This is a genomic window from Pseudomonas sp. Pseusp18 (assembly GCF_059506005.1).
Map to the genome: position 1 here is coordinate 4,624,951 of NZ_CP169240.1, position 21,829 is coordinate 4,646,779.

Sequence of the window (21,829 nt, forward strand, 5' to 3'; positions counted from 1 at the left end):
TTCAATCAGCCTTATCAGCAGTGCGAGCGGTAGGTTTACGCAGACGAGAAACCGGCGCGACATGGGCCGATCCGTTATTCAGGGCGATCATCAGCGCGGGCAGCCAACGGCCCAGCAGGCTGAACAGATCGCCGGCACCGACCTGGCGGTTGGCGGTTTTCAGTACACGCCCCAGACAGGCATCGTCGTCACGGCTGGACGGCGATGCTTTGAGCATGTCACGCAAAGACTGTTCAAACGGATCGTGCATACGCACCTCTCGTGATGTCTGTCAAAGACGCGGTTAAATTTGGTCGGGTCACATGGCTCATCGTCAGACCCAACGCAAACGTCGGAATAACCACCACTGCCCCAGCGCCACCAAGACCATCAACAGGCAGGCGATCAGGAAGCCGTAGGGGCTGGCAGAGAACGGAATACCACCGACGTTGATGCCCAAAAGACCGGTCAGAAAACTCATCGGCAAAAAGATCCCGGTGATGATCCCGAAGCGGTACATCGTGCGGTTCATGCGCACGCTCAAACGCCGGTCTTCAGCCTCCAGGACCAGCCCCACGCGCTCACGGGTCAACTCCAGCTCCTCGAGATACCGGGTCAGGCTGTTGTTCAATTCGTTCCAGTAATCGCCATCGTCTTCGCAGAACCACGGCAGTTTTATCCGCGTCAGCTGACCGAAAATATCCCGCTGCGGCGCCAGAAAACGCTTCAGTCCAGCTGCCCTGCGGCGGATTTGCAAAACAGCCCCATGCTCAGGTGTATACCGTTCGTCGGCATCCAGCTTTTCTTCTTCCTCATCGACAACTTCCGAGAGGTCGCCGACCAGATCCTGCACTTTATGGGTGAGGTATTGCGCCATATACAGGATCAGCTCGGAAGCGCTTCTCGGTCCTTTGCCGTCGGCCAGTTGCACCAACAACTCTTCGGTGGCACGCAACGGCCGCAAACGCAAGGAAATCACCCGTTGGGCCGAACCGAAGATCCGCACCGAGACCATGTCTTCCGGCTCCGCGCCCGGATTCAGGTTGACCCCGCGCAGAAACAGCAGCAGTTCAGAGTCCGGCAGCGGCAAAAGACGCGGTCGGGTGTTTTCTTCCAGCAACAAGTCGCAACTAAATTCATTCAACCCGCTGGATTTACGCAGCCAGGTCTGGGTTTGCGGGTGACTGCGATCCCAGTGCAGCCACAGGCTTTCATGGGCCTGCAGCTGCAAGTCATCGAGTTCAGTCCGGGCTATCGAACGCGCACCGCCTTTACCGTCCAGCACCAGGGCATGCACCAGCCCCCACTGCGCGTTTTCTTCCTCGAACATCCTCACCCCTAATCTTGAAACAAAAAGCCAGCAGCGCTTATTCAGGCATTTTCAGCGGGCTTGGCGAGATGATCACGCCGTTGTTGTCCGCATAAACGTAGTGGCCCGGGTGAAAGGTCACGCCCGCGAAGGTCACGGCAACGTTGAGATCGCCAACACCGCGCCTGTCGGTTTTCATCGGGTGACTGGCCAGGGCCTGAACCCCCAGATCAGTTTGCGCGATGACGTCGACGTCGCGGATGCAACCGTAGATCACCAGCCCTTCCCAACCGTTGTTCGCGGCTTTCTCGGCCAGCATGTCGCCCAACAGCGCGCGGCGCAGGGAACCGCCACCGTCGACCACCAGCACCTTGCCGTTGCCCTTGAGCTCGACTTGCTCCTTGACCCGCGAGTTGTCTTCGAAACATTTGATGGTCACGATTTCGCCGCCGAAAGAATCACGGCCGCCGAAATTGCTGAACATCGGTTCCAGCACCTGCACCAGCTCCGGATAGGCGTCGCACAGGTCAGGCGTGAGGTAATGGTTCATCGAGAAACTCCTGTAACAAGGAAGACAATCGAGTATGCAGCATACTCGGGCCAAGGCTGGACGGTTGCAAATCGCTCCGCTCGCACGAACCCAGCGACCGCATCAGCCACTCAAAGTGACCAGAACCACTCAATGCGTCACATATTAGCCGCAAGCCGACCAGAGAGAAATGCCCTTGTTAGAGCATCAGGCTCAAATCGCTGTGGCCAAATCCGGCTTTTCACCCAGTAAAGGTGTCTGTTGATCCGCCAGCCAGCGAGCCACCAACGGCCAGACTTCAGCCTGCGCAGCCTTGCTGACCAGCATTTCCACGTGACCGAAATTATCGCCAAAGCCGTGCTCGCGGCCAAGGGTGATGAACTGCTTGTGCTCGGAGCCGACTTGATCAAACAACTTATGGCAGGCCCAGGTCGGGTCCTGATGATCGCCCGCGGCACTCACGGCCAGCACCGGCAATTGCACCTCGGCCAAACCCGCCCACCAGTCTTTGTCGGCATCGCCGAAGCGGCCGAACAGCCCGTACCAACGCATGCTTTCCAGGGCCAGGCCTATCGGCTCGTCCTCCGGGCCGCGCTTGAGCCGAGAGCCCGACAATTGGGCAAAACGCTTGAGAATGAAGCGCCCGCTCCACTCCACCGGTGGAAACTTCAACGGCCAGTAAGTACGGCTGACTTGCGTGCCGAAAAACGCCGCGGAAGCCACGGCGGGCTCGCCCAGGTACTGGCCGCCCAATGCCGCGGCCAGGGTAATGCCCCCCAGCGAATGGCCGATCCAGTGCGGGATCTGGCCGCTTTGCTCGCGCACGAACGCGCCAATGGCCGGCAAATCGTAACGCGCATAGTCGGCGACGCTGTTCTTGCGATAGTTCTGGTTGCGTTGAGACAGGCCGTGACCACGCATTTCCGGAATCCACACATCGAATCCCAGACGCGTCAGGTAAGCGCCCAGGCCCAAGCCTTTGGGAGAGAACCAGAACCGCCGATTGGAAAAGCTGCCGTGCAGCAGAATCACCGGCACGCCACGCACCGCCGGCTCATCGGCCAGGCCCAGGCGTGTCACAGCCAGCTCAACGGTGCCGTCGGGGCTGTTGCCGGGTTTCAAACGATAGACGTCTTCGCTCAGATCGCCGCGCCGCTCGGCGCTGATCAGGGCGACAGGAAATAGGTTGCTGCTACTTTGCATATGCTCTTGCACAAAAAAGGGCGGCATCCACATGGAGCCCGCCCTACTTGAACCTTAAAGCCTCGGCCACTTGACCGAGGCTTCATTCACGAATCAGGCCTGAGCCTGACCTTCAGCCAGGAAGAACCAGGTTTCCAGTACCGAATCGGGGTTCAGCGAAACGCTTTCGATGCCCTGCTCCATCAGCCACTTGGCCAGGTCCGGGTGGTCCGAAGGGCCCTGACCGCAGATGCCGATGTACTTGCCGGCCTTGTTGCACGCGGCAATGGCGTTGGCCAGCAGCTTCTTGACTGCAGGATTACGCTCGTCGAACAGGTGCGCGATGATCCCGGAGTCACGGTCCAGGCCCAGGGTGAGCTGGGTCAGGTCGTTGGAGCCGATGGAGAAGCCGTCGAAGAACTCGAGGAACTCTTCAGCCAGGATCGCGTTGGACGGCAGTTCGCACATCATGATCACGCGCAGACCGTTGTCGCCACGGGCCAGACCGTTTTCAGCCAGCAGATCGACCACTTGGCTCGCTTCGCCCAGGGTACGGACGAACGGCACCATGATTTCAACGTTGGTCAGGCCCATCTCGTTACGCACGCGCTTGAGGGCGCGGCATTCGAGCTCGAAGCAGTCACGGAACGATTCGCTGATGTAACGCGAAGCGCCACGGAAGCCCAGCATCGGGTTTTCTTCTTCCGGCTCGTAGAGTTTGCCGCCGATCAGGTTCGCGTATTCGTTGGACTTGAAGTCCGACAGACGCACGATGACCTTTTTCGGCCAGAACGCTGCCGCCAGGGTGCTGATGCCTTCGACCAGTTTGTCGACGTAGAAGCCGACCGGGTCGTTGTAACCGGCAATGCGCTTGTCGACGCTGTCTTTGATTTCCTGCGGCAGGCCGCCGTAGTTCAACAGCGCCTTGGGGTGCACACCGATCATGCGGTTGATGATGAATTCCAGACGGGCCAAGCCCACACCGGCGTTCGGCAGCTGCGCGAAGTCGAAGGCGCGGTCCGGGTTGCCGACGTTCATCATGATCTTGAACGGAAGCTCCGGCATGGCATCCACGGAGTTTTTCTTGATGTCGAAGCCCAGTTCGCCTTCGAAGATGTAACCGGTGTCGCCTTCAGCGCAGGAAACGGTCACGCCCTGGCCGTCTTTCAACAGCTGGGTGGCGTTGCCGCAACCGACCACGGCCGGGATGCCCAGCTCGCGAGCGATGATCGCCGCGTGGCAGGTACGGCCACCACGGTTGGTGACGATGGCGCTGGCGCGCTTCATGACCGGTTCCCAGTCCGGGTCGGTCATGTCGGAAACCAGAACGTCGCCCGGCTGGACTTTGTCCATCTCGGACACGTCCTTGATGATCCGCACCTTGCCGGCGCCGATGCGCTGGCCGATGGCGCGACCTTCCACCAGCACGGTGCCGGTTTCTTTCAACAGGTAACGTTCCATGACGTTGGCCTGGGTGCGGCTCTTCACGGTTTCCGGACGGGCCTGCACGATGTAGAGCTTGCCGTCATCGCCGTCTTTGGCCCATTCGATGTCCATCGGGCACTTGTAGTGCTTCTCGATGATCATCGCCTGCTTGGCCAGCTCGCTGACTTCGGCGTCGGTCAGGCAGAAACGTGCCCGATCGGCCTTGTCCACGTCGATGGTCTTGACCGATTTACCAGCCTTGGCTTCGTCGCCGTAGATCATCTTGATGGCTTTGCTGCCCAGGTTGCGACGCAGGATGGCCGGGCGGCCGGCTTCCAGCGTGCCTTTGTGGACGTAGAACTCATCCGGGTTCACCGCACCTTGTACGACGGTTTCACCCAGGCCGTAGGCGCCGGTGATGAACACCACGTCACGGAAGCCCGATTCGGTATCGAGGGTGAACATCACGCCGGCAGTGCCGGTTTCGGAGCGGACCATGCGCTGCACACCGGCCGACAGGGCCACCAGCTTGTGGTCGAAGCCCTGGTGGACGCGGTAGGAAATGGCGCGGTCGTTGAACAGTGAGGCGAACACCTCTTTGGCGGCGCGAATGACGTTTTCGACACCACGGATGTTCAGGAAGGTTTCCTGCTGACCGGCGAAGGAAGCGTCCGGCAGGTCTTCGGCGGTAGCGGAAGAGCGCACGGCCACGGCCATGTCAGGGTTGCCGGCCGACAGCGTGGCGAACGCGGTGCGGATCTCGGCGTTGAGCTTCTCGGGGAACTCGGCTTCCATGATCCATTGACGGATCTGGGCGCCGGTCTTGGCCAAGGCGTTTACATCATCGACGTCCAGGGCGTCGAGGGCGGCATGGATCTGATCGTTCAGGCCGCTCAGTTCCAGAAAATCACGATAAGCCTGAGCTGTCGTGGCAAAGCCACCTGGCACCGATACACCGGCGCCTGCAAGGTTACTGATCATCTCGCCCAGGGATGCGTTCTTGCCCCCCACATGCTCTACATCATGGACGCCGAGCTTATCGAGGGAAACTACGTACTCTACCAAGGTGATCTCTCCACTAACTGTGTTGGAAAAGCTCAGAAGCCGGCGACTCGGGGGAGCCTTTGCCGGCTGTATGGCCTGGACCTGGAAAATAAGTGAGAATGCGGGCCATCGGTGGCCGACAAATCGCGCCTACTATATCCAAGAATCGATACTAGCTTAAGGCCCAAGGTGCAAATGAAACGATCTGCTTTCTTTATCTCCGATGGCACCGGCATTACCGCCGAAACCCTCGGCCAAAGCCTGCTGGCGCAGTTCGAAAACATTACCTTCAGCAAAATCATACGACCGTACATCGACGACGCTGATAAAGCGCGGGCAATGGTACAACAAATCAACAAAGCCGCCGAAAACGATGGTTTTCGTCCGATTATTTTCGACACCATTGTCAATCAGGACATTCGTGAGATTCTCGCAACGTCGAATGGTTTCATGATCGACATTTTCTCGACCTTCCTGGCGCCCCTTGAACAGGAGCTGACCGAGCATTCTTCCTACACCGTCGGCAAATCCCACTCCATCGGCCATAACTCCAATTACATGGAGCGCATCGAGGCGGTGAACTTCGCCCTCGACAATGACGATGGCGCCCGCACGCACTATTACGACAAAGCTGATCTGATACTAGTAGGCGTGTCGCGATGCGGCAAAACACCGACGTGTTTGTACATGGCCATGCAATTCGGTATCCGCGCGGCCAACTACCCGCTGACCGAAGACGACATGGAGCGCCTGCAACTGCCGACCGCCCTGCGCGCCCATCAGCACAAGCTGTTCGGCCTGACCATCGACCCGGACCGCCTCACCGCAATCCGCAACGAACGCAAGCCCAACAGCCGCTATTCGAGCTACGCGCAGTGCGAATTCGAAGTGCGCGAGGTGGAGAATCTGTTCCGACGCGAGAACATTCCCCACATCAATTCCACGCATTTCTCCGTGGAAGAAATTTCGGCGAAGATTCTGGTGGAGAAAGGTGTGGAGCGGCGCTTTAAGTAGGAGCTGCCGCAGGCTCCTACCGAGTGTCGTGTACACCCGGTTCAGATCACAAACAAATCCACAAACCGGTTCACCGGTGTCGCCTCAAGTGCTGCCGGGTCCTTGCACAGCGCAAGGATCTCGGCGCTTCGCTGAGCCGTGAAGCGCGTCGCCAGATTGGCCTTGAACTTGTCTTCCAGCAACGGAATGCCATCAGCACGGCGCCGGCGATGACCGATCGGGTACTCCACCATCACGTTATCGGTGCTGGAGCCGTCCTTGAAGAACACCTGTACCGCGTTGGCAATGGAGCGTTTGTCCGCCTCCAGGTATTCGCGGGTGAAACGCGGGTCTTCGACAATGACCATTTTGTCGCGCAGCAAATCGATAATCGGGTGCGCGGCGTGGAAGTCGTCTTCGTACTGCTCGGCCACCAGATTGCCGAATACCAGAGGTACGGCGGTCATGTATTGGAGGCAGTGATCGCGGTCCGCAGCGTTGGCCAGCGGGCCGACCTTGGAGATGATGCGGATCGCTGATTCGTGGGTGGTGATAACGATCCTGTCGATTTCATGCAGGCGATTCCTGACCAATGGATGCAGGGTGACGGCAGCCTCGCAGGCCGTTTGCGCGTGGAACTCAGCGGGGAAGCTGATCTTGAACAGCACGTTTTCCATCACATAGCTGCCGAACGGCCGGGAAAAACTGAAAGCTCGCTTGCCTTCAGGCTTGAGCCCCAGGTCGTTGTTGGTGTGGCTGAACAGTACATCGTAGAAACCCCATTGCTTGGCGGTCAGTACGCCGGGGATGCCCATCTCACCACGCATCGCAATGTCCGCCAGACGCACGCCCCGACTGGTCGCGTCTCCGGCCGCCCAGGATTTACGCGATCCGGCGTTCGGCGCATGTCGGTAAGTGCGCAGCGCCTGGCCGTCGGCAAAGGCATGGGACAACGCCGACAGCAGCTGCTCGCGATTGGCGCCCATGAGTTTGGCAGTGACGGCGGTCGAGGCGACTTTCACCAGAATCACGTGATCAAGACCGACGCGGTTGAACGAATTCTCCAGGGCGATCACGCCCTGAATCTCGTGCGCCATGATCATGGCTTCCAGCACAGCGCGAATGGTCAACGGGGCGTCGCCATTGGCCAGGCGCTTTTGCGACAGGTGGTCGGCCACCGCGAGAATACCGCCGAGGTTATCGGACGGATGGCCCCATTCGGCGGCGAGCCAGGTGTCGTTGTAATCGAGCCAGCGGACGATGCAACCGATGTCCCAAGCGGCCTTGACCGGGTCGAGACGATAGCTGGTGCCGGGCACGCGGGCGCCGCAGGGGACGACAGTGCCTTCGACGATAGGACCCAGGTGTTTGGTGCATTCGGGGAAACGCAGCGCCAGCAAGCCGCAGCCGAGGGTGTCCATCAGGCAATTGCGGGCGGTATCAAGCGCCTCGGGCGACTGGATGTTGAAATTGAGGACGTAGTCGGCGATGTCCTGCAGAACCGTGTCGTAGTCGGGGCGGGTGTTCAGGTCGACGTTGGCGCTCATGTTCGATTCACTCGGTCAGTGGTTCGTTGATGGGACCTCGGTTCAGGGTAGTCTCTGTCAGTTACTACTTTCTTATTTTGGCAACAGGATCAACTGTAGGATCAAGATCAAAAGATCGCAGCCTTCGGCAGCTCCTACGGGGGATACATCAAGCTAGAAAGAATCCCCCGGCACGCGAACGTAACCTTCCATCAACACCCGGGCACTGCGGCTCATGATGGCTTTTTTCACCGTCCACTCACCGTTGACCTGAGTGGCCTCGGCGCCCACGCGCAAGGTGCCGGACGGATGGCCGAAGCGCACGGCGTTGCGTTCGATACCGCCCGCCGCCAGGTTGACCAAGGTGCCGGAAATCGCCGCCGCCGTGCCGATCGCCACCGCGGCCGTGCCCATCATGGCGTGGTGCAGCTTGCCCATGGACAGCGCGCGCACCAGCAAATCAATGTCGGTGGCAGTGATCTTCTTGCCGCTGGACGCGATGTAATCCGCAGGTGGGGCAACGAACGCCACCTTCGGCGTGTGCTGACGCTTGGCGGCTTCGTCCAGATGCTGAATCAGCCCCATGCGCAGCGCGCCGTAAGCGCGGATGGTTTCGAACATCGCCAAAGCCTCCAGGTCACTGTTGATCGCGCCCTGCAACTCGGTGCCGGTGTAGCCGATGTCTTCGGCGTTGATGAAAATGGTCGGGATGCCAGCGTTGATCAGGGTTGCCTTGAGCGTACCGACACCCGGCACTTCGAGGTCATCCACCAGATTGCCGGTGGGGAACATCGAACCACCGCCACCCTCTTCTTCCGCCGCCGGGTCCATGAATTCGAGCTGCACTTCGGCCGCCGGAAAGGTCACGCCGTCGAGTTCGAAATCACCGGTTTCCTGCACCTCGCCATTGGTGATCGGTACATGAGCGATGATGGTCTTGCCGATGTTGGCCTGCCACACGCGCACCACCGCCACACCGTTGTGCGGAATGCGGCTGGCATCCACCAGGCCATTGCTGATGGCGAACGAACCGACCGCCGCCGACAGGTTGCCGCAGTTGCCGCTCCAGTCGACGAAAGGTTTGTCGATGGCGACCTGACCGAACAGGTAATCGACGTCGTGATCGGCCTTGATGCTTTTCGACAGGATCACGGTTTTGCTGGTGCTGGATGTCGCGCCACCCATGCCGTCGATTTGCTTTTCGTACGGATCGGGGCTGCCGATCACGCGCAGCAACAAGGCATCGCGGGCGGTGCCTGGCATCTGCGCCGCTTCGGGCAAATCCTTGAGGCTGAAGAACACGCCTTTGCTGGTGCCGCCGCGCATGTAGGTGGCAGGGATTTTTATCTGAGATGCGTGAGCCATATTGATCCTGTATGGCCAGCGCGGGACTTGAAATCCCGCGCGGCTCGTCGTGTTAAACGGCAACCGCCGACTCTTCGAGGAAGTCCTGAGCGAAACGCTGCAACACGCCGCCGGCCTCGTAGATCGACACTTCTTCGGCGGTGTCGAGGCGGCAGGTCACCGGCACTTCGACGCGGTCGCCGTTCTTGCGGTTGATCACCAGCGTCAGAGTCGCGCGCGGGGTGCGATCGCCGATCACGTCATAGGTTTCGCTGCCGTCTATTCCTAAGGTTTTACGATCGGTGCCCGGCTGGAACTCCAGCGGCAGCACGCCCATGCCCACCAGGTTGGTGCGGTGAATGCGCTCGAAACCTTCGGCGGCAATCGCTTCCACCCCCGCCAGACGCACGCCTTTGGCCGCCCAGTCCCGGGACGAACCCTGGCCATAGTCGGCGCCGGCAATGATGATCAGCGGCTGTTTGCGCTCCATGTAGGTTTCGATGGCTTCCCACATGCGCATCACTTTGCCTTCCGGCTCTACGCGGGCAAGAGACCCCTGCTTGACCTTGCCGTTTTCCTGCACCATTTCATTGAACAGTTTCGGGTTGGCGAAGGTTGCGCGCTGCGCGGTCAAGTGGTCGCCGCGGTGCGTGGCGTAGGAGTTGAAGTCCTCTTCCGGCAGGCCCATTTTCGCCAGGTACTCACCCGCTGCGCTGTCGAGCATGATCGCGTTCGAAGGCGACAGGTGATCGGTGGTGATGTTGTCCGGCAGCACCGCCAGCGGGCGCATGCCCTTGAGCGGACGCGCGCCGGCCAGCGCGCCTTCCCAGTACGGCGGACGACGGATGTAGGTGCTCATCTCGCGCCAGTCGTACAGCGGCGTGACTTTCGGGCCGGTGTCTTCGTGGATGGCGAACATCGGAATGTACACTTGGCGGAACTGCTCCGGCTTGACCGAGGCCTTGACCACCGTGTCGATTTCTTCGTCGCTCGGCCAGATGTCTTTCAGGCGGATTTCCTTGCCATCGACCACGCCCAGTACATCTTTTTCGATGTCGAAACGGATGGTGCCGGCGATGGCATAAGCCACCACCAATGGCGGCGATGCGAGGAACGCCTGCTTGGCGTACGGGTGAATCCGCCCGTCGAAGTTACGGTTGCCGGAGAGTACGGCGGTGGCGTACAGGTCGCGGTCGATGATCTCTTGCTGGATCACCGGATCCAGCGCGCCGGACATGCCGTTGCACGTGGTGCAAGCGAAGGCCACGACGCCGAAGCCGAGTTGCTCCAGCTCTTTGGTCAGGCCGGCTTCATCCAGATACAGCGCCACGGTTTTCGAACCGGGTGCCAGGGACGACTTGACCCACGGCTTGCGGGTCAGCCCGAGTTTGTTGGCGTTACGCGCCAGCAGGCCAGCGGCGATAACGTTGCGCGGGTTGCTGGTGTTGGTGCAGCTGGTGATGGCGGCGATGATCACCGCGCCATCGGGCATTTGCCCCGGTACATCGTCCCATTGGCCGGAGATGCCTTTGGCGGCCAGATCCGAGGTCGCGACACGCGCATGCGGATTGCTCGGGCCGGCCATGTTGCGCACCACCGAGGACAGGTCGAAGCTCAGCCCACGCTCGTACTGCGCGCCTTTGAGGCTGTCGGCCCACAGGCCGGTCTGTTTGGCGTAGTTCTCGACCAGTTGCACTTGCTCGTCTTCACGGCCGGTGAGTTTCAGGTAGTCGATGGTCTGTTGGTCGATGTAGAACATCGCTGCCGTAGCGCCGTATTCCGGGGCCATGTTGGAAATGGTCGCGCGATCGCCGAGGGTCAGCGCGGAAGCGCCTTCGCCGAAGAACTCCAGCCATGCGCCAACGACTTTTTGTTTGCGCAGGTATTCGGTCAGCGCCAGCACCATGTCGGTGGCGGTGATGCCCGGTTGCAGCTTGCCAGTAAGCTCGACGCCAACGCTTTCCGGCAAACGCATCCACGACGCGCGGCCGAGCATCACGCTTTCCGCTTCCAGACCGCCAACGCCAATGGCGATCACACCCAGTGCATCGACATGTGGGGTATGACTGTCGGTGCCGACGCAGGTATCAGGGAAAGCCACGCCGTCGCGCACCTGGATCACCGGCGACATTTTCTCCAGGTTGATCTGGTGCATGATCCCGTTGCCCGGCGGGATCACGTCGACGTTCTTGAAGGCTTTCTTGGTCCAGTTAATGAAGTGAAAACGGTCTTCGTTACGACGGTCTTCGATGACGCGGTTCTTTTCGAAAGCCTCGGGATCGAAGCCGCCGGACTCGACGGCCAGCGAGTGATCGACGATCAATTGCGTCGGCACCACCGGGTTCACTTGCGCCGGGTCGCCGCCTTGCAGGGCAATGGCATCGCGCAAGCCGGCAAGGTCCACCAGGGCGGTCTGGCCGAGAATGTCGTGGCACACCACGCGGGCCGGAAACCACGGGAAGTCGAGGTCGCGTTTGCGCTCGATCAGTTGCTTCAGGGAATCGGTGAGCGTGGCAGGGTCGCAGCGACGCACGAGGTTTTCCGCCAGCACGCGGGAGGTGTACGGCAGGGTGTCGTAGGCGCCGGGTGTAATGGCATCGACCGCCGCACGGACGTCGAAATAATCCAGAGAGCTGCCGGGCAGCGATTTGCGGAATTCAGTGTTCATCGTCAGGACTCGGTCACGGTAATTTCAAAAGGTGGGCGCCTGGCACCGGGCTGAACCCCGCCCCTACAGAGGTCGGGATTCAGTAACCAGTACCGGCGCCCTCCTCGGTCAGCGTTGTTCGATTGGCACGAACTTGCGCTGTTCGACGCCGACGTACTCGGCGCTTGGACGGATGATGCGGTTGTTGGCACGTTGTTCGAACACATGCGCCGCCCAGCCGGTCAGGCGTGAGCAGACGAAGATCGGTGTGAACAATTTGGTCGGGATGCCCATGAAGTGGTACGTCGAGGCGTGGTAGAAGTCGGCGTTCGGGAACAATTTCTTCTGTTCCCACATGGTTGCGTCGATGGCTTCTGAAACCGGGAACAACACCGTGTCGCCCACTTCGTCGGCGAGTTTTTTCGACCAGCCCTTGATCACCTCATTGCGCGGATCGTTGTCCTTATAGATCGCGTGGCCGAAGCCCATGATTTTGTCCTTGCGTGCCAGCATGCCGAGGGTGCCCTCGACCGCCTCTTCCGGCGAGCTGAAGCGCTCGATCATTTCCATCGCCGCTTCGTTGGCCCCGCCGTGCAGCGGGCCGCGCAGGGAACCGATGGCGGCTGTAATGCAGGAATACAGATCCGACAGCGTCGAGGCACACACCCGGGCGGTGAAGGTCGAGGCGTTGAATTCGTGTTCCGCGTAGAGGATCAGCGAAACGTTCATCACCTTGACGTGCAATTCGCTCGGTTTCTTGTCATGCAACAGGTGCAGGAAATGGCCGCCGATGCAGGCTTCGTCGGTCACGCAGTTGATGCGCTTGCCGTCGTGGCTGAAGCGATACCAGTAGCACATGATCGCCGGGAACGCGGCCAGCAGGCGGTCGGTTTTGTCGTGCTGCTCGGAGAAATCCTTCTCCGGCTCAATGTTGCCCAGGAACGAGCAGCCGGTGCGCATCACATCCATCGGATGGGCGTCGGCGGGGATGCGCTCCAGCACTTCTTTCAGCGCTTGCGGCAGGTCGCGCAGCTTGCTCAGTTTCTCGGTATAGCCGGCCAGTTGTAACTGGGTCGGCAGTTCGCCGTACAGCAGCAGGTAAGCCACCTCTTCGAACTGTGCGTCCGCCGCCAGTTCGCGAACGTCATAGCCGCGATAGGTCAGGCCGGCGCCCGACTGGCCCACGGTGGACAGTGCGGTTTGCCCGGCAACCTGGCCACGGAGCCCGGCGCCACTGAGTACTTTTGCTTCGGCCATTGCTGTCTCCAGTTTTCTTGAATTTGTTAGGGAATCGGCAAATTGTGATTCATCAGGTTATTGGGTGATGCCCAAAGATCGCAGCCTCGCTTCGCTCGACAGCTCCTACAGGGGCTGCGCGATCTTTTGATCTCTATTTCATTTCTTTGCCGCAAACAACGCATCGAGCTTCTGCTCGAACGTGTGGTAGTCGATGCGATCGTAAAGCTCCATGCGCGTCTGCATGGTGTCGATGACGTTCTGTTGCGTGCCGTCGCGGCGAATCGCGGTGTAGACGTTTTCGGCAGCCTTGTTCATCGCGCGGAACGCCGACAGCGGGTACAACACCAGCGACACATCGGCACCGGCGAGCTGCTCGGTGGTGTACAGCGGGGTCGCGCCGAACTCGGTGATGTTGGCCAGGATCGGCGCTTTCACGCGGCTGGCGAACAGTTTGTACATCTCAAGTTCAGTGATGGCCTCCGGAAAGATCATGTCGGCGCCGGCCTCGATGCACGCGGCGGCGCGATCCAGTGCAGACTCCAGACCTTCCACCGCCAGGGCATCGGTGCGGGCCATGATCACGAAGCTGTCGTCGGTGCGCGCATCAACAGCGGCTTTGATGCGGTCGACCATTTCCTGCTGCGAAACGATCTCTTTATTGGGACGGTGACCGCAGCGCTTGGCGCCGACCTGGTCTTCGATGTGAATCGCCGCCGCGCCGAACTTGATCATCGACTTCACGGTACGAGCGACATTGAACGCCGAGGAGCCGAAACCGGTGTCCACGTCCACCAGCAGCGGCAGGTCGCAAACGTCGGTGATGCGGCGTACGTCGGTCAGCACGTCATCCAGGCCGGTAATGCCCAGGTCCGGCACGCCGAGGGAGCCGGCAGCCACCCCGCCCCCCGACAGGTAGATAGCCTTGAAACCGGCGCGCTTGGCCAGCAGCGCGTGGTTGGCATTGATCGTGCCGACCACTTGCAGCGGATGCTCGCTGGCGACCGCATCGCGGAAACGCTGGCCTGGAGTGCTCTTGTTGGAACTCATGACTCACCTCGTTCAGTGGCTGTCGGGTTAGCGCCGTCCTGGTAGTGACGGGCGATATTGCGTTTGGAAGCGCCGATGTGACGGCGCATCAACAACTCGGCCAGTTCACCGTCACGGTCGGCGATGGCGTCGAGAATGCGGTGGTGCTCGGCAAACGCCTGGCGTGGCCGATTGGGCGTGGTGGAAAACTGGATGCGGTACATGCGCACCAGTTGATAGAGCTCGCCGCAGAGCATCTGGGTCAGGGTGCGGTTGCCGCTGCCCTGGATGATCCGGTAATGAAAGTCGAAATCGCCTTCCTGCTGGTAATAGCCGACGCCTGCCTGAAACGCCGCATCGCGCTCGTGGGTTTCCAGCACCCGGCGCAGGTCGTCGATTTCTTCAACGGTCATGCGTTCAGCCGCCAGACGGCACGCCATGCCTTCCAGGGATTCGCGGATTTCGTAGAGTTCCAGCAATTCGGCGTGACTCAACGACACCACCCGCGCCCCGACGTGCGGCACGCGAACCAGCAGGCGCTGGCCTTCCAGACGGTGGATCGCCTCACGCAACGGCCCGCGGCTGATGCCATAGGTGCGCGCCAGCTCCGGCTCGGAGATCTTGCTGCCCGGGGCGATCTCGCCTTTGACGATGGCCGCCTGAATGCGTCGGAAGACGTTTTCGGAAAGTGTTTCCGAGTCGTCCTGAACCGTGACCGGGGGATCGAGTTGATCCAGCATATTGTCGACACCTTTAAAAGCAATGCCGCAAAAACTAGCGAATAAGGCCGGTTACGTCAAAGGATAAATAGACATTGTCGACAATCGTCTAATAACCGCTTGCACCATAACGAAGCAGCACCCCCGGTTACAGCCGTCCGCCAGCGCTGGCGCCATAAAACCACCGTGCTAGAATGCCGCCCGCATTTGCTTGTCATCTGCATTGCCTGTCATAAAAAAAGGATAGGCATACGAGGGAGCTTGTGCAGCAATGCCAGGGCCTTGAATTGAAGAACGGACCGCTGCGCATCAGGATTTATGAGACTCAAGCTCTTCACCACATTTCTTTGTCTTCTTGGCCTGTCAGGTTTTGCCGCGGCAGGGGAAAAGACTGTGTACGGCCTCAATGAGTACGCGTCGCTGGATGGCATCAACCTGGAAGTTGCCGCCAAACTCGACACCGGGGCGAAAACCGCCTCGCTGAGCGCCCGCGACATCAAACGTTTCAAACGCAATGGTGAATCCTGGGTGCGCTTCTATCTGGCCATCGACGCCGCGCATTCGTACCCGATCGAACGACCGCTGGCCCGTGTCAGCAAGATCAAGCGCCGGGCCGGCGACTACGACCCGGAAGAAGGCAAGAAGTACACCGCCCGTCCGGTCATCGAGCTGGATATCTGCATGGGGTCGGCTTTACGCAGTATTGAAGTGAACCTGACCGACCGCAGTGCCTTCCAATACCCGCTCTTGATCGGCTCCGAGGCACTCAAGCGTTTCGATGCGCTGGTCGATCCAAGTCTTAAATACGCTGCTGGCAAACCTGCCTGCGCCACCGACGCACATACCGCAGAGTAATTCCAATGCGCTCTCTTACCCTCCATCTGAAATTGCTGATCGCCATCCTGGTGGTGCTGGGCATTTCAGTTACGGCCTATCAGATTTTCGTGCTCGGTATTCCGGTGACTGAAGACGCCACCGATGACTTGTGGAACATCGACGCCAAGGTCGAGTTCGTCGCCAACGCCAAAGACCCGATCAAGATCCAGATGTTCGTGCCGCCGCTGAGCCGCGACTACGTGAGCCTTAACGAGAGTTTCATTTCCAATAACTACGGTGTGGCAGTGAACCGTGTCGACGGCAACCGCAAGGTCACCTGGTCGGCGCGTCGGGCCAAGGGCAACCAGACCCTTTATTACCGCCTGGTGCTGACCAAGCGCTACACCGGCGAAAAATCCAAGGTCAAAGGGGCGACCTTCCGCGACAGCATCGCCGTCGAAGGTCCGGAAAAAATCGCCGCCGAAGCCTTGCTCGCGCCGATCCGCCAGCATTCGGCTGACGTCGAAACTTTCATCGGCGAAGCCATCAAGCGTGTCAACAACCTCAACGACGACAACGTGAAACTGCTGCTGGCCGGCGATCCGTCCACCGCGAACAAAGCCAAAATCGTCGAGCTGGTTCTGTCCATCGCCCACGTGCCGGTGGAAAAGGTCCACACCATCCGCCTGGTGGCCGATCAGCCGCAAACGCCTGAACTCTGGTTGCGCAGTTTCAACGGCACCGACTGGCTGTACTTCAACCCGGAAACCGGCGAACAGGGCCTGCCCACCGACCGCTTGCTGTGGTGGACCGGCGATGAAAACCTGATCACCGTCGATGGCGGCAAGAAAGCCAACGTCACCTTCAGCCTGAACAACAGCGAAATGAACGCCATTCGCCTGGCCAAGCTGACCGACGAGAACTCCGACGCCAATTTCCTCGATTACTCGCTGTACGGCCTGCCGCTGCAAACCCAGCAGACCTTCATGATCATGGTGATGATCCCGATCGGCGTACTGGTGATCCTGATCCTGCGCAACCTGATCGGCATCCAGACACTCGGCACCTTTACCCCGGTGCTGATCGCCCTCGCCTTCCGGGAAACCCAGCTCGGCTTCGGCATCGTGCTGTTTACCATCATCACGGCGCTGGGGCTGTCACTGCGTTCCTACCTTGAGCACTTGAAACTGCAAATGCTGCCGAGATTGTCGGTGGTGCTGACCTTCGTGGTGGTGCTGATCGCAGCAATCAGCCTGTTCAGCCACAAACTCGGGCTGGAGCGCGGGTTGTCGGTGGCGCTGTTCCCGATGGTGATTCTGACCATGACCATCGAACGCCTGTCGATCACCTGGGAAGAGCGCGGCGGCGGCCATGCCATGAAAGTGGCGATCGGCACGCTGTTCGCCGCCTCCCTGGGGCACCTGATCATGAGCGTGCCGGAGCTGGTGTACTTCGTGTTCACCTTCCCGGCGGTCCTGCTGATCCTGGTGGGCTTCATGCTGGCCATGGGTCGTTATCGCGGTTATCGCCTGACCGAACTGGTGCGTTTCAAGGCTTTCCTGAAGGAGGCTGACGCCTGATGTTCGGTCTCTGGAAGACCTGGAAAGCCCTGGAGGCCCGGGGCATCATGGGGATCAATCGGCGTAACGCCGACTACGTGCTCAAGTACAACAAGCGCAGCCTGTACCCGATCGTCGATGACAAGATCATCACCAAGGAGCGCGCCATCGCCGCCGGCATCCACGTGCCGGAGCTGTACGGCGTGATCTCCACCGAGAAGGAAATCGATAACCTCAAGGAGATCATCGGCGGGCGCACCGACTTCGTGATCAAACCGGCCCAGGGCGCCGGCGGCGACGGCATCATTGTGGTTGCCGACCGGTTCGAGGGGCGCTATCGCACAGTGTCCGGCAAGATCATCGAGCATGAGGAACTCGAGCACCATATCTCGAGCATCCTCACCGGCCTGTATTCCCTGGGCGGGCACCGCGACCGTGCGCTGATCGAATACCGCGTGACCCCGGACCAGATCTTCAAAAGCATCAGCTACGAAGGTGTACCGGACATCCGCATCATCGTGCTGATGGGTTATCCGGTGATGGCCATGCTGCGCCTGCCGACCCGCCAGTCCGGTGGCAAGGCCAACCTGCACCAGGGCGCCATTGGCGTCGGTGTCGACCTGGCCACCGGCCTGACATTGCGCGGCACCTGGTTGAACAACATCATCAACAAACACCCGGACACCACCAATGCGGTAGACGGCGTGCAACTGCCCTACTGGGACGGTTTCATGAAACTCGCCGCCGGCTGTTATGAGCTGTGCGGGCTGGGCTACATCGGTGTCGACATGGTGCTCGACCAGGAGAAAGGGCCGCTGATTCTTGAGCTCAACGCCCGGCCCGGGTTGAACATTCAGATTGCCAACGATTGCGGGCTGACGTCGCGCACCCACGCGGTCGAAGCGCGACTCGAAGAGCTGAAGGCGCGCGGGATCACCGAAACAGTGCAGGAACGCGTGGAGTTCGTTCAGGAATTGTTCGGGCATATTCCGGCGGTTGAGGGCTGACCTGTGGCGAGGGGGCTTGCCCCCGTTCGGCTGCGCAGCAGTCGTATAACCGGCTAATGCGGGTTATCTGGTACACCGGGGGAGAATGACGTGGGGTCGCTGCGCAACCCAACGGGGGCAAGCCCCCTCGCCACAGGTCTTGCGCAGCCGCTTTCAACCTGCCAATCCCCGACATCCCCTCTAGGAGCAAATCCTGCGGAGGACTACAATCGCTCCCCCGCCTCGTTGGCTGATCTGCCCCGCCCATGTTGACCTGTTCTGTACACCCGCTGCCCTATCGCGCCAACCCTGCCGAGTACTTCGCGGCGATTCGTCATGCCCCTGGTGCCGTGCTGCTCGACAGCGGCCGGCCGAGTGCCGAACGTGGGCGTTTTGACCTGCTCAGCGCCTGGCCGCTGGAGCAACTGGCCGTGTTGCCGGATGAAAGCGGCAGCCATTTCCTGCAACGCCTTCGCAACAACCTTACACGGCTCGGTGAAGCAACCGTCCCTGACGACCTGCCCTTCGCCGGTGGCCTGATCGGCTACCTGAGCTACGACTTCGGCCGGCACCTGGAAAACCTGCCGAGCCAGGCGCGGGACGATCTGCAATTGCCCGACGCACGCTTCGGGCTGTATGACTGGGCGCTGATCAGCGATCACCACCAGGCCACCAGTCAACTGGTGTTCCACCCGACACTGATCGAAAGCGAGCGACAACGGCTGATCGAATTGTTCACTCAGCCCACCACCGAGAACATCCAGCCATTCAAACTGGACAGCCCGATGAGCGCCGACCTGAGCGCTGACGACTATCGGCAAGCCTTCGAACGCATTCAGCAGTACATCCAGGCTGGCGACTGCTATCAGGTCAACTTCGCCCAGCGCTTTCGCGCCCAATGCCAGGGCGATCCGTGGGCGGCCTATTGCGCGCTGCGGGCGGCTTGCCCGACACCGTTTTCCGGCTTCCAGAGCTTGCCCGACGGCGACGCGGTGCTGAGCCTGTCGCCGGAGCGCTTCGTCAAAGTCAGCGAGCGCCACGTCGAAACCCGCCCGATCAAAGGCACCCGCCCCCGCGGGCTGACCGCTGCCGAAGATGCGGCGAACGCCGCCGAACTGCTGGCCAGCCCCAAGGACCGCGCGGAAAACCTGATGATCGTCGACTTGCTGCGCAACGATCTGGGTCGTACCTGCCGCATTGGCTCCGTACGGGTGCCGGAGCTGTTCAGCCTGGAAAGCTATCCGAACGTGCATCACTTGGTGAGCAGCGTTACCGGCGAACTGGCGGATGACAAGGACGCACTGGATTTGATCGCCGGCAGCTTCCCCGGCGGCTCGATTACCGGCGCGCCAAAGATTCGCGCCATGCAGATCATCGATGAACTGGAACCGACCCGTCGCGGGTTGTATTGCGGTTCATTGCTGTATCTGGACGTGCGCGGGGAGATGGACAGTTCCATCGCCATTCGCAGTTTGTTGGTCAAGGATGGGCAGGTGTGCTGCTGGGGCGGCGGGGGGATCGTCGCGGATTCGGATTGGCAGGCGGAGTATCAGGAATCGATCACCAAGGTGAAGGTGTTGCTCGATACGTTGCAGAACCTGTAATCCTTTTACTGGCCAACACCATCCTCTGTAGGAGCTGCCGCAGGCTGCGATCTTTTGATCTTGTTTTAAAAGCAAAATCAAAAGATCGCAGCCTGCGGCAGCTCCTACAGGGATCGGGTTTACAGGCTCAGATTGCGGTTCGAAGCCTTGATAAATTCCTGCTTCAACTCGGCAAAGCTGTGCACCGCCGGGAACTGCGGGAACTCGCGAATCACATTGTCCGGCGCATGGAACAGAATCCCGGCATCCGCCTCGCCCAGCATCGTCGTGTCGTTGTAGGAATCCCCCGCCGCGATCACTCGGTAGTAGAGGCTCTTGAACGCCAAAACCGACTGACGCTTGGGATCTTTCTGACGCAACTGATAGCCCGTGACCCGACCGACATCGTCAGTAATCAGACGATGGCAAAGCAACGTCGGGAAGCCCAGTTGACGCATCAGCGGCTGGGAAAACTCGTAAAAGGTGTCCGACAAAATCACCACCTGAAAGCGCTCACGCAGCCAGTCGACAAATTCGCTGGCGCCTTCCAGAGGCTTGAGCGTGGCAATCACTTCCTGGATATCAGATAGCTTCAGGCCGTGCTCGTCGAGAATCCGCAGGCGCTGCTTCATCAACACGTCGTAGTCGGGAATGTCCCGAGTGGTGGCCCGGAGGGACTCGATCCCGGTTTTTTCGGCAAAGGCGATCCAGATTTCCGGGACCAGCACACCTTCAAGATCCAGACAGGCAATTTCCACAAGACACTCCCATTAGTATTATTTATGAGTCGAGCGAGCAAAAGGACTGCCGAACTCTAGCGACTCGCCCCCCTCCGTGCAACGCAGAGGACGCGCCAGCCACCGCAGGATTTTGTTACCATCGACGCATATAGAGCGCCCAGCGCCACCGACCTGTAGGAAGCCGCCCTGATGAGCCCATCGTTCGATGTCGTGGAACTCGCCACGACCTATGCCAACAAATCCGCCCAGGACATCCTGAAACTCGCGTTCGCCGAGTTCGGCGATGACCTGTGGATATCTTTCAGCGGCGCCGAGGATGTGGTGCTGGTGGACATGGCCTGGAAGCTGAACAAGAACGTCAAAGTGTTCAGCCTCGACACCGGCCGCTTGCATCCCGAGACCTACCGCTTCATCGAGCAGGTGCGCGAGCACTACAAGATCGATATCGAAGTGGTGTCGCCGGACTACAGCAAGCTCGAACCTTTCGTGAAGGAAAAAGGCCTGTTCAGTTTCTACAAGGATGGCCATGGCGAGTGCTGCGGCATTCGCAAGATCGAGCCGCTGCGCCGCAAACTGTCTGGCGTGACCGCCTGGGCCACCGGCCAGCGTCGGGACCAGAGCCCGGGCACACGCAGCGCCGTCGCGGTGCTGGAAATCGACACCGCGTTTTCCACCCCGGAACGTACCCTGTACAAGTTCAACCCGTTGGCACAGATGACCAGCGAAGAGATCTGGGGTTACATCCGCATGCTGGAGCTGCCGTACAACAGCCTGCATGAACGCGGATTCATCAGCATTGGTTGCGAGCCTTGCACCCGTCCGGTGCTGCCGAACCAGCATGAGCGCGAAGGTCGTTGGTGGTGGGAAGAAGCCACGCAGAAAGAATGCGGGCTGCATGCCGGGAACATCATCAGCAAGTCCAAAGCTTAAAAGATCGGGCCCGTAGCAGCTCCTGCAGGAGCTGGCGAAGCCTGTGATGGTTTTACTTTAAAAAAGTGTACACAGAAATGTCACCATAAGTGCCATATCTGTGTGCACTTTTAGTTTCAGTGCCCCAAAAAGTTACATTCCCCTGTCCTGACTTCCTCAGTCGAACACTCCGACAAAACCCCGCCCAAAATAAATACCTGTTCAATCGGTCAATTTATATCGTCTTTTTTTCAACTACTTATCTTCATTCAAT

Annotated in this window: 18 protein-coding genes; 6 read left to right on the forward strand and 12 right to left on the reverse strand. The window is 59.9% G+C overall.

What is annotated here, in order from left to right:
* Position 1: 1 nt before the first annotated feature.
* From ACEN9A_RS20495 to ppsA, 5 genes are all read right to left on the reverse strand, one after another.
* Entirely contained in the window at positions 2-250 is a 249-nt protein-coding gene (locus ACEN9A_RS20495; RefSeq protein ID WP_007940635.1) for a hypothetical protein, read from the reverse strand.
* 63 nt (positions 251-313) lie between these two features.
* Positions 314-1,309, reverse strand: a complete 996-nt coding sequence (locus ACEN9A_RS20500; protein ID WP_258670219.1) for a zinc transporter ZntB — start codon at positions 1,307-1,309, stop codon at positions 314-316.
* A gap of 37 nt (positions 1,310-1,346) precedes the next feature.
* A complete protein-coding gene (gene rraA, locus ACEN9A_RS20505) occupies positions 1,347-1,838 on the reverse strand; it encodes a ribonuclease E activity regulator RraA (RefSeq protein WP_018925259.1) in 492 nt (163 codons plus the stop codon).
* A gap of 192 nt (positions 1,839-2,030) precedes the next feature.
* Positions 2,031-3,020, reverse strand: a complete 990-nt coding sequence (locus ACEN9A_RS20510) for an alpha/beta fold hydrolase (protein ID WP_019648262.1) — start codon at positions 3,018-3,020, stop codon at positions 2,031-2,033.
* 93 nt (positions 3,021-3,113) lie between these two features.
* Positions 3,114-5,489 carry a phosphoenolpyruvate synthase gene (gene ppsA, locus ACEN9A_RS20515; protein WP_258670222.1) on the reverse strand — a complete coding sequence of 792 codons (2,376 nt, stop codon included), beginning with the start codon at positions 5,487-5,489 and terminating at the stop codon, positions 3,114-3,116.
* A 174-nt stretch (positions 5,490-5,663) separates the two neighbouring features.
* Here ppsA and ppsR point away from each other — a divergent pair, with 174 nt between their 5' ends.
* The gene (gene ppsR, locus ACEN9A_RS20520) at positions 5,664-6,482 is read left to right on the forward strand and encodes a posphoenolpyruvate synthetase regulatory kinase/phosphorylase PpsR (protein WP_019648260.1); all 819 of its coding nucleotides are present in this window, start codon (positions 5,664-5,666) and stop codon (positions 6,480-6,482) included.
* 41 nt (positions 6,483-6,523) lie between these two features.
* Here the strand turns inward: ppsR and prpD are convergent, their stop codons facing one another.
* The 6 genes from prpD to ACEN9A_RS20550 form a co-directional block, all read right to left on the reverse strand.
* Complete coding sequence (gene prpD / locus ACEN9A_RS20525) at positions 6,524-8,008, reverse strand: 2-methylcitrate dehydratase (RefSeq protein WP_258670227.1); 1,485 nt, start codon at positions 8,006-8,008, stop codon at positions 6,524-6,526.
* Between the two features lie 153 nt (positions 8,009-8,161).
* Positions 8,162-9,352 carry a 2-methylaconitate cis-trans isomerase PrpF gene (gene prpF, locus ACEN9A_RS20530; RefSeq protein WP_258670229.1) on the reverse strand — a complete coding sequence of 397 codons (1,191 nt, stop codon included), beginning with the start codon at positions 9,350-9,352 and terminating at the stop codon, positions 8,162-8,164.
* Between the two features lie 52 nt (positions 9,353-9,404).
* The gene (acnD, locus tag ACEN9A_RS20535) at positions 9,405-11,999 is read right to left on the reverse strand and encodes a Fe/S-dependent 2-methylisocitrate dehydratase AcnD (protein ID WP_258670232.1); all 2,595 of its coding nucleotides are present in this window, start codon (positions 11,997-11,999) and stop codon (positions 9,405-9,407) included.
* A 108-nt stretch (positions 12,000-12,107) separates the two neighbouring features.
* Positions 12,108-13,235, reverse strand: a complete 1,128-nt coding sequence (gene prpC / locus ACEN9A_RS20540; RefSeq protein WP_018925251.1) for a bifunctional 2-methylcitrate synthase/citrate synthase — start codon at positions 13,233-13,235, stop codon at positions 12,108-12,110.
* Positions 13,236-13,373: 138 nt separating this feature from the next.
* A complete protein-coding gene (gene prpB / locus ACEN9A_RS20545; protein ID WP_018925250.1) occupies positions 13,374-14,264 on the reverse strand; it encodes a methylisocitrate lyase in 891 nt (296 codons plus the stop codon).
* The gene (locus ACEN9A_RS20550; protein WP_019648256.1) at positions 14,261-14,983 is read right to left on the reverse strand and encodes a GntR family transcriptional regulator; all 723 of its coding nucleotides are present in this window, start codon (positions 14,981-14,983) and stop codon (positions 14,261-14,263) included. Before ACEN9A_RS20550 ends, prpB begins: the two co-directional genes overlap by 4 nt.
* 297 nt (positions 14,984-15,280) lie before the next feature.
* Between ACEN9A_RS20550 and rloA the strand changes: the two genes are divergently transcribed.
* The 4 genes from rloA to pabB all read left to right on the forward strand — a co-directional run bounded on the left by rloA (position 15,281) and on the right by pabB (position 19,927).
* Positions 15,281-15,817, forward strand: coding sequence for a retropepsin-like aspartic peptidase RloA (gene rloA, locus ACEN9A_RS20555; RefSeq protein WP_258670236.1), 537 nt, complete (start codon positions 15,281-15,283; stop codon positions 15,815-15,817).
* A 5-nt stretch (positions 15,818-15,822) separates the two neighbouring features.
* Positions 15,823-17,358 (forward strand): osmotic stress tolerance membrane protein RloB, encoded by a 1,536-nt coding sequence (gene rloB / locus ACEN9A_RS20560; RefSeq protein WP_019648255.1) that lies wholly within the window; start codon positions 15,823-15,825, stop codon positions 17,356-17,358.
* Positions 17,358-18,344 carry an alpha-L-glutamate ligase-like protein gene (locus ACEN9A_RS20565; protein ID WP_258670239.1) on the forward strand — a complete coding sequence of 329 codons (987 nt, stop codon included), beginning with the start codon at positions 17,358-17,360 and terminating at the stop codon, positions 18,342-18,344. Before rloB ends, ACEN9A_RS20565 begins: the two co-directional genes overlap by 1 nt.
* Before the next feature lie 245 nt (positions 18,345-18,589).
* Complete coding sequence (gene pabB, locus ACEN9A_RS20570) at positions 18,590-19,927, forward strand: aminodeoxychorismate synthase component I (RefSeq protein ID WP_258670242.1); 1,338 nt, start codon at positions 18,590-18,592, stop codon at positions 19,925-19,927.
* Between the two features lie 119 nt (positions 19,928-20,046).
* Here pabB and thrH read toward each other — a convergent pair whose 3' ends face one another.
* Positions 20,047-20,664 carry a bifunctional phosphoserine phosphatase/homoserine phosphotransferase ThrH gene (thrH, locus tag ACEN9A_RS20575; protein ID WP_019648252.1) on the reverse strand — a complete coding sequence of 206 codons (618 nt, stop codon included), beginning with the start codon at positions 20,662-20,664 and terminating at the stop codon, positions 20,047-20,049.
* A gap of 171 nt (positions 20,665-20,835) precedes the next feature.
* Here thrH and ACEN9A_RS20580 point away from each other — a divergent pair, with 171 nt between their 5' ends.
* Entirely contained in the window at positions 20,836-21,576 is a 741-nt protein-coding gene (locus ACEN9A_RS20580) for a phosphoadenylyl-sulfate reductase (RefSeq protein ID WP_007942164.1), read from the forward strand.
* Positions 21,577-21,829 lie beyond the last annotated feature (253 nt).

Coding starts and splice junctions, on each gene's coding strand:
- prpC (WP_018925251.1), bottom strand. CDS start 13,235: ATGGCCGAAGCAAAAGTACTCAGTGGCGCCGGGCTCCGTGGCCAGGTT.
- ppsR (WP_019648260.1), top strand. CDS start 5,664: ATGAAACGATCTGCTTTCTTTATCTCCGATGGCACCGGCATTACCGCC.
- prpD (WP_258670227.1), bottom strand. CDS start 8,008: ATGAGCGCCAACGTCGACCTGAACACCCGCCCCGACTACGACACGGTT.
- prpB (WP_018925250.1), bottom strand. CDS start 14,264: ATGAGTTCCAACAAGAGCACTCCAGGCCAGCGTTTCCGCGATGCGGTC.
- ACEN9A_RS20495 (WP_007940635.1), bottom strand. CDS start 250: ATGCACGATCCGTTTGAACAGTCTTTGCGTGACATGCTCAAAGCATCG.
- ACEN9A_RS20510 (WP_019648262.1), bottom strand. CDS start 3,020: ATGCAAAGTAGCAGCAACCTATTTCCTGTCGCCCTGATCAGCGCCGAG.
- rloA (WP_258670236.1), top strand. CDS start 15,281: ATGAGACTCAAGCTCTTCACCACATTTCTTTGTCTTCTTGGCCTGTCA.
- rraA (WP_018925259.1), bottom strand. CDS start 1,838: ATGAACCATTACCTCACGCCTGACCTGTGCGACGCCTATCCGGAGCTG.
- ACEN9A_RS20500 (WP_258670219.1), bottom strand. CDS start 1,309: ATGTTCGAGGAAGAAAACGCGCAGTGGGGGCTGGTGCATGCCCTGGTG.
- prpF (WP_258670229.1), bottom strand. CDS start 9,352: ATGGCTCACGCATCTCAGATAAAAATCCCTGCCACCTACATGCGCGGC.
- ACEN9A_RS20565 (WP_258670239.1), top strand. CDS start 17,358: ATGTTCGGTCTCTGGAAGACCTGGAAAGCCCTGGAGGCCCGGGGCATC.
- acnD (WP_258670232.1), bottom strand. CDS start 11,999: ATGAACACTGAATTCCGCAAATCGCTGCCCGGCAGCTCTCTGGATTAT.
- rloB (WP_019648255.1), top strand. CDS start 15,823: ATGCGCTCTCTTACCCTCCATCTGAAATTGCTGATCGCCATCCTGGTG.
- pabB (WP_258670242.1), top strand. CDS start 18,590: ATGTTGACCTGTTCTGTACACCCGCTGCCCTATCGCGCCAACCCTGCC.
- ACEN9A_RS20550 (WP_019648256.1), bottom strand. CDS start 14,983: ATGCTGGATCAACTCGATCCCCCGGTCACGGTTCAGGACGACTCGGAA.
- ACEN9A_RS20580 (WP_007942164.1), top strand. CDS start 20,836: ATGAGCCCATCGTTCGATGTCGTGGAACTCGCCACGACCTATGCCAAC.